At 68.1% G+C, this 5,381-nt stretch carries 6 protein-coding genes and 1 pseudogene; 5 read left to right on the forward strand and 2 right to left on the reverse strand.

What is annotated here, in order from left to right; genetic code table 11:
* The first annotated feature begins 564 nt into the window (after positions 1–564).
* Positions 565–1,089, forward strand: a complete 525-nt coding sequence (locus ACFYWI_RS38200; RefSeq protein ID WP_389240748.1) for a PaaI family thioesterase — start codon at positions 565–567, stop codon at positions 1,087–1,089.
* A gap of 320 nt (positions 1,090–1,409) precedes the next feature.
* On the opposite strand, the gene ACFYWI_RS38205 is transcribed toward ACFYWI_RS38200, so the two are convergent.
* Entirely contained in the window at positions 1,410–1,910 is a 501-nt protein-coding gene (locus tag ACFYWI_RS38205) for a winged helix-turn-helix transcriptional regulator (RefSeq protein WP_389240750.1), read from the reverse strand.
* An 88-nt stretch (positions 1,911–1,998) separates the two neighbouring features.
* On the opposite strand from ACFYWI_RS38205, the gene ACFYWI_RS38210 reads away from it, so the two are divergent.
* The 4 genes from ACFYWI_RS38210 to ACFYWI_RS38225 all read left to right on the forward strand — a co-directional run bounded on the left by ACFYWI_RS38210 (position 1,999) and on the right by ACFYWI_RS38225 (position 4,847).
* A complete protein-coding gene (locus ACFYWI_RS38210) occupies positions 1,999–2,355 on the forward strand; it encodes an antibiotic biosynthesis monooxygenase family protein (RefSeq protein ID WP_389240752.1) in 357 nt (118 codons plus the stop codon).
* 150 nt (positions 2,356–2,505) lie between these two features.
* Positions 2,506–2,700, forward strand: coding sequence for a hypothetical protein (locus ACFYWI_RS38215; protein ID WP_389240754.1), 195 nt, complete (start codon positions 2,506–2,508; stop codon positions 2,698–2,700).
* Positions 2,700–4,091, forward strand: a complete 1,392-nt coding sequence (locus ACFYWI_RS38220) for an MFS transporter (protein WP_389240756.1) — start codon at positions 2,700–2,702, stop codon at positions 4,089–4,091. The genes ACFYWI_RS38215 and ACFYWI_RS38220 overlap by 1 nt, the downstream gene beginning before the upstream one ends.
* A 189-nt stretch (positions 4,092–4,280) precedes the next feature.
* Positions 4,281–4,847, forward strand: a complete 567-nt coding sequence (locus tag ACFYWI_RS38225; protein WP_389240758.1) for a hypothetical protein — start codon at positions 4,281–4,283, stop codon at positions 4,845–4,847.
* 100 nt (positions 4,848–4,947) lie between these two features.
* Here ACFYWI_RS38225 and ACFYWI_RS38230 read toward each other — a convergent pair.
* Positions 4,948–5,078 (reverse strand): annotated as a pseudogene (locus tag ACFYWI_RS38230) (carbonic anhydrase); the annotation flags it as partial.
* Positions 5,079–5,381 lie beyond the last annotated feature (303 nt).

Consider the following 5,381-nt stretch of genomic DNA (forward strand, 5'->3'; position numbering starts at 1 on the left):
CGGTTCCAGCCGGCCCCACTGCGCATCCGTCAGATCTCCACGTGCCACAAAGCAAGATCATCCCACCTCAAGATCCACTTTCGACACACGCCCTAGGTGCAGCCGGGCTGTCGACAGCCGGGCAAGTACGTCTTTCTGGAGCCGGAATCGGTCTGCGTCACCCCTGACAATCTTGACCGCGTCAGCGAAGCCCACCTGCGGTTCGTCACCGCCAACGGCACCGGTGGGAGTACAGCCTTCGCATGGCGGACTGCTCGCCGATGACTGGTACGACATCGACACGGATAAGCGGCGAGCACGCGCATGGGCTGCCCCGCGCCGAGTGCCGCCTTCCACGTCCTCTGCCAGGGGCCTTACGTGAAAGAGTCGGGGCGCGTCTTGGCTTCAGGGCAGGCCCAGCACCCGGTTGGTCGATCAGCGGGGGGCGTCAGCCGGTTGCGCTGGGGGCTGCTCCGTCCCTGAGCTCCGGCTCCCTGTCCGCCACATTTCCAAGTGGGTTGCGTGTTCCAACTCACGTCGGTTAGCCTCCAGCAAGTTGGAATAGACAACCCACTGGAGGATGCCATGCACGAGACAGCCATCGCAGACCGCCCGCGACGCGGTCACGGCCAGGGATACCAGACGATGACCGGCGCCGTACCGCAGCCGTCGACCGTCAGGGAGTACCTACTCGCGATCCAGGCGGGAGCGGCCGAGCCGCCTACCGCCGCGCGGTTGCTCGGCATCTCCATCGTCGAGGTCGGTGACCGGCACGCCGTGTTCGCGCTGGTGCCTCGCCTCGAACACCTGAACGGCAACAGCGCCGTGCACGGCGGGTTCCTCGCGACCCTCGCCGACTTCGTCCTCGTCGGTGCGATCAACCACATTGCGGTCACGAGTACAGTCGCGACCGTCGCGCTGAACGTCACCTACCAGCGAGCCGTCACGCTGGCCACTGGCGAGATCCGCGCCGCCGGCACAGTGCTGCACGCGACGGAGCGCACCGCCACCGTCGAAGCGAAGATCACCGATCTGGCCGGCCAGCTGCACGCGCATGCCACGGCCACCTGCGTAATCTCCCACCCACCGGTCCCGGAGCCCAGCCGGTAGCCTGCACGTCGCGGCAGCGCCTGCCAGTGCGCCGGGGGTCGTATCCGGTCGCACCGCGTGCGGTGCTTGCGCAGAGCGCAGGTGTCGGGGGCGGGGTCGGGGTCGCGGCGACGGTCACGAGCCGCGGCGCGTACAGGAACACGGAACAGCGCCGACATCTGACGCCCACCCTTCATGCGACGCCGTTTACGGCGCCGCCGAAGCCCACTATGACCCGAGCGTCAGCCCGGACCTTCGCGATCTTCTCGCACCCGCGCTCGCCGAGCCGTGATGCCGAGCTGCGCCACCCCCGATGGGACGGTGGTTCCGTCTGGGCCGGGTCAGCGTTCGGCTGGGGGTTGACTTGCGGTCGAGGACCGGCGAAGACCGTCACGCGGCCCGTCGGTGTCGTGCGCGAGGTGGATGGAGTCGCGCTCGACCGGGTCCCCGCAAGCCTCGCAGCGCAGGACGGGCAGAAGTTCGTGTCCGCAGTCGTGCTCGAACACCACCGGCAGCGGTCCCTCGATGACATGTTCATCACCCCAACGCTTGAGCACCTGCAGGACCGGCGACAACTCGCGTCCCGCCGCGGTGAGGAAGTACTCATACCGCGGTGGGCGAGACGAGTAGGGCCGCCTTTCGACGATGCCGTGCTCTTGCAGTTTGCGTAGCCGTGCCGTGAGGATGTCGCGCGGGGCGCCGGTGTTGCCGACCAGCTCGTTGAAGCGGTGGACGCCGTACAGCAGTTCGCGGACGACCAGCAGCGACCAGCGGTCGCCCACGACATCGAGGGCGCCGGCGATGCTGCAACGCCGGGGGCCCAGGGCTGTGTCTCGGCTCATCCATTCAGTGTGCCTGACATGGGTTGTACTTTCCAACTCGCCGGCTTAGCGTTCGGCGAGTTCGGATTGCCAACCTTGGGAGTGCGTCGTGCACGAAGACCTCGAAGCCCCTGCGCGCATTGTGCGCACGCCGGAACCGCCATACACCGCCGTGATCCTCACGTCCGTGCGTACGGACGGGGACCAGGGATACCTCGCCATGGCGGTCGAGATGGACCTGCTGGCGCGAGAGCAGCCAGGCTATCTGGGCATCGAATGGGCCGGGGAAGGCGTGCAGATCACGGTGTCGTACTGGCAGGACGAGGTGAGCGCGCGCAGTTGGAAGCAGGTGGCACGGCACCTGGTGGCGCAACGCCTCGGGCGTGAGGTCTGGTTTCGTGACTATCGCGTGCGCGTCGCGACCGTGGTCCGCGACTACGGCCCCCAGGAGTCATCACTCTCATAGCGGCCGATCGCGCCGAGCGCCCGGCGATCAGAGCCGCTCCGTCCCTGAGCTCCCGGCTCCCTGTCCGCCACATTTCCTAGTGGGTTGTGTTTTCCAACCCACGCGGTTAGCCTCCAGAAAGTTGGAATAGCCAACCCACTGAAGGATGCCATGCACGACACAGTCATCGCCGACGCGGTGCGCCCCCCAACCGGCCAGCGAAGGCCCGGCGGTGCGCTGTCCGAGCTGCGTCCCATATGCCGTCAAGCACAGGTCATCCGCGAGCTAGGTAGCCGCTTCGACCTACGGGCGATGGGCGAGCCCAGCGGCCCGTCGAACGCCACGATCATCGACCGGCTCAGCTGATGGCGGCCCCCACCACCGCGCTGCCCGGCTCGGCCGTATCGGCCCGGCCGCGGGCCGTCCTGGTGGTCCTGTCGACCGCGGTCTTCATGGTCAGCCTCGACCTGTTCATCGTCAACGTCGCACTCCACGCCATGGGACGCGACTTGCACAGCAGTTCACTCGCCGATCTCAGCTGGGTCCTGAACGCCTACGCGATCGTTTACGCCGCGCTGCTCGTGCCCGCCGGTCGCCTGGCCGACCGCTTCGGCCGCAAACACGGCTTCCTGCTGGGCCTGGCGACATTCGTGATCGCCAGCCTCGGCTGCGCACTCAGCGGAACACTGTGGACACTCGTGGCTTTCCGCGGCCTGCAGGCCGCCGGTGCAGCCCTGCTCACACCGGCCAGCCTCGGGCTACTGCTGCAAGTGACACCGCCGGCGAACCGGGCCTCCGCCGTACGGGTATGGGCAGCGAGCGGATCGCTGGCCGCAGCCCTCGGGCCGGTCGTCGGCGGGCTACTGGTCGAGGCGTCCTGGCGCTGGATCTTCCTGATCAACCTCCCCGTCGGGCTAGCTGCCATGCTCGCCGCGGTCATCCTCGTTCCCGACACCGGCCACGAGCGCCGGGCGCCGCTGCCCGATCTGCTCGGCGGCGCGGTACTCATCATCTCCATCGGATCGCTGTCCACCGGGCTGGTGAAGGCGCCCGACTGGGGATGGGCATCAGGGCGCACCATCGGCATCCTGGTGTTCTCGGCCGCAGCACTCGGGCTGTTCCTGCGGCGCTCACGCCGGCATCCGGCGCCAGTGATCGACCTGCCGCTCCTGCGACACCGCACGTTCGCATGGTCGAACGCCACGGCCCTGCTGTTCTCCGCGGCCTTCGCCGCGATCCTGCTCTCCGTCGTGCTCTGGCTCGAGCAGATATGGGGCTGGTCCGCCCTCAAGACCGGCCTCGCGGTCGCCCCCGGACCCCTCATGGTCCCGATGTTCGCGGTGGTGGGGCACCGCCTCACCCGCCGCTACCCAGCCGGTGTCGTCACCGCGGCGGGGGCCCTACTCCAGGGCGTCGGCACCGTCATGATCCTCAGTGCCGTCGGCACACACCCCTCCTACGCATCCGATCTGCTGCCGGGATGGCTCGTCGGCGGGGTCGGAGTCGGACTCACCCTGCCGACGATCATGTCTTCGGCGACCTCCGTCCTGGCCGCGCACCAAGCGGCGACCGGCAGCGCCATCGTCAGCATGGCCAGACAGGTCGGCGCCGTACTCGGCATCAGCGTGCTCGTGGCCGTACTCGCCGCCGGCGACGGCCCCTCGGCCTTCCAACACGCGTGGTGGGTCATCGCGGGCATCAGCCTGGCCGCAACGGCAGCCGCGCTGCGCACCTCGCCGACACCCTCCGACTCTTGAACAAGAATGTGCCGCACCGACTCGAAACAGACGCCGACGAACTCCCTCGAAATGAAGGCCGGGCTCGGGCGGGTCAGGTGTCGAAGATCGAGCGTGCGCTTCGCCACCGTGGCATACCGTGGGAAGGCTCCGCACAGAGCACGACACAGGCGTCGATGAGTCGTCAACGGTCACCTGTCTCGCGGAGCCGTGGTGCTCCCTAACACGGTCCGCCTTCGCGACGGTTCGGCGATAACTGTGCGGCTCCTGAGCGACAACGTGCGCAGCCGAGCCTGCCTCCTCACCCTGCTCAAAGGCTGCACCGCCGAGGACCGGGCAGCGAGGATGGGAGCATGGCGCGACCCGCGGGAAGGTGTGCCATGGCTACTGCCACGCGAACCGCAGGACATCGCACTCGCAGCGCAACCTGTCGAAGCGCCGGACGACATCATCGCGGTGGTCAACCTGAATGTCATCGACGGCCAGACCCGCGAGCTCGCCGTTCTTGTCGCGAACGGTTGGCGCCGCCGCGGCGTGGCCACCGCCGTCCTCACCGCCGCGCATCTGATAGCCGAACCGCACATCGTCGTCACCGGCATCATCAACTCGACCAACCTGGCAGCACGGCGACTCCTTAGGACCATCGCGCCCGGCACACCGCTTCCGTACGAGCGGGGCGGGTTGTCCTTCGCCTACAGCGGCCACCGTCCATCCCGGCAGCCAGCAGAGGCCACGGCAGACGGAGGTCACGACATGGAAGCCGGGACGCAGCGATGAGGCACGATCACGGCTTCTGGCTCCGGCAGTTCTTGGAGCCGGAGGACTTCGCCACCAAAGACCGCTACGAGCGCGTTGAGGAGATTCCCGACCTGCTGCCGAGGCCGTCGGCCAGGGCGGCACAGGTGGCCGCGACCGCGCCGCGCGAGCGTGGCCGAGCACCACGACCAGCGGGCAGTCCAGCACGCTTACCGCGTACTCGATGCTGCCCAGCACCTCCGGCCCCGCAACGACTTGCCACCATGCATCGGCCCTGTCCCCAAGCGGCGTCTGGCGAGCAAGAGTCACAGTTGACCGGTTCACCGGGTGTCTGCTGGTCAGGTGCAGACGGTCCGGTGGTGCGCGGCTCCACAGGGGTAGCTCATGACGGCCGTGGTCGCGTCACTGAGGGTGGGAAAGCCGTCGAGCGGCCGCAGCAGGCCGATGTCTTCCCGGCGAAGCTAGGAGTTGTCGTCAAAGTGTCACGCCCACATCAGCAGCGAGGCGAGGGTTACGGCTGCCTGGTAGGACTCGGCGGTTTTGTCGTAGCGGGTC

Origin of the sequence: Streptomyces sp. NPDC002889 (genome assembly GCF_042888425.1) — a bacterium.
GTDB lineage: Bacteria > Actinomycetota > Actinomycetes > Streptomycetales > Streptomycetaceae > Streptomyces.

Excerpts from the sequence above, each read along its gene's own strand:
- ACFYWI_RS38200 (WP_389240748.1), top strand. The coding sequence starts at position 565 with ATGCACGAGACAGCCATCGCAGACCGCCCGCGACGCGGTCACGGCCAG.
- ACFYWI_RS38205 (WP_389240750.1), bottom strand. The coding sequence starts at position 1,910 with ATGAGCCGAGACACAGCCCTGGGCCCCCGGCGTTGCAGCATCGCCGGC.
- ACFYWI_RS38215 (WP_389240754.1), top strand. The coding sequence starts at position 2,506 with ATGCACGACACAGTCATCGCCGACGCGGTGCGCCCCCCAACCGGCCAG.
- ACFYWI_RS38220 (WP_389240756.1), top strand. The coding sequence starts at position 2,700 with ATGGCGGCCCCCACCACCGCGCTGCCCGGCTCGGCCGTATCGGCCCGG.